General features: G+C 62.2%; 1 protein-coding gene. It reads right to left on the bottom strand.

Translation table 11 applies throughout. The features are described 5' to 3' along the window. Positions 1-26 precede the first annotated feature (26 nt). The coding region (locus tag NKH03_RS34870; RefSeq protein WP_502913589.1) for a C48 family peptidase at positions 27-664 on the bottom strand (638 nt) is incomplete at its 5' end.

The raw sequence follows: 664 nt of genomic DNA, 5'->3' as shown, positions 1-664 counted from the left end.
ATCCAGGTTGGGCGCAGGCGAGCCGATCAGGGTGGTCGCAGTCGGTCCTGGAGTGCCCGCCGATCGGCAACGAGGTTATTGAGGTTTTTAAGGTGCTGCCGCTGCCGCAGTCCTTGTGCCAATCGTCCAACCAGTTCCCGCGTCGCGTCCAGCACGCAGACGCCGCAATCCCAACCGTTATCCTGCCGCTTGATGAAGCCTTCGAGCGGCGCGAACACGCCCAGCCTTTCTGCGAGCGCTGTTGCAATCCCGTTGTTGAATCCCCCCAAGGAGTCGTAGTGATAGGCAACCGGGTTGTCTCGGTCCGTGCGATCAAAGAGCAGCAGCGACCAATGGTTGCCGCGGCTACGAGCACTGGCATTGTTCACTGGCAGGAACAGGAAGTCGGCTGTATCCGGGCCGCCGCGCCGGCCGCCGCGCAAGATCATCTCCCATTGGTGTTCTAGCGCCTGGCCGGGCTGCGTCCACAGTAGGCTTATGCTGGCATCCACGAGGCGCGTCCGAGCGGCCAGATTCGGAAGGGTCTCCTGCAACTCGCGCTCCAGGAGCAGGTAGTCCCTTGTGATGTGCTCGTCGCCTAGCCATTGCTCGTCGTCGAGCCAAGCTCCAGGGTGAAAAGTGAGATGAACACCGTCCGACTGCAGCGCGGCCGTGTAAAGCTGAC

Origin of the sequence: Mesorhizobium sp. M1406 (assembly GCF_040317555.1) — a bacterium.
Lineage (GTDB): Bacteria > Pseudomonadota > Alphaproteobacteria > Rhizobiales > Rhizobiaceae > Mesorhizobium.
Note: the sequence above shows the minus strand (reverse complement) of the source record. Positions and strands in the feature narration are given on the sequence as shown.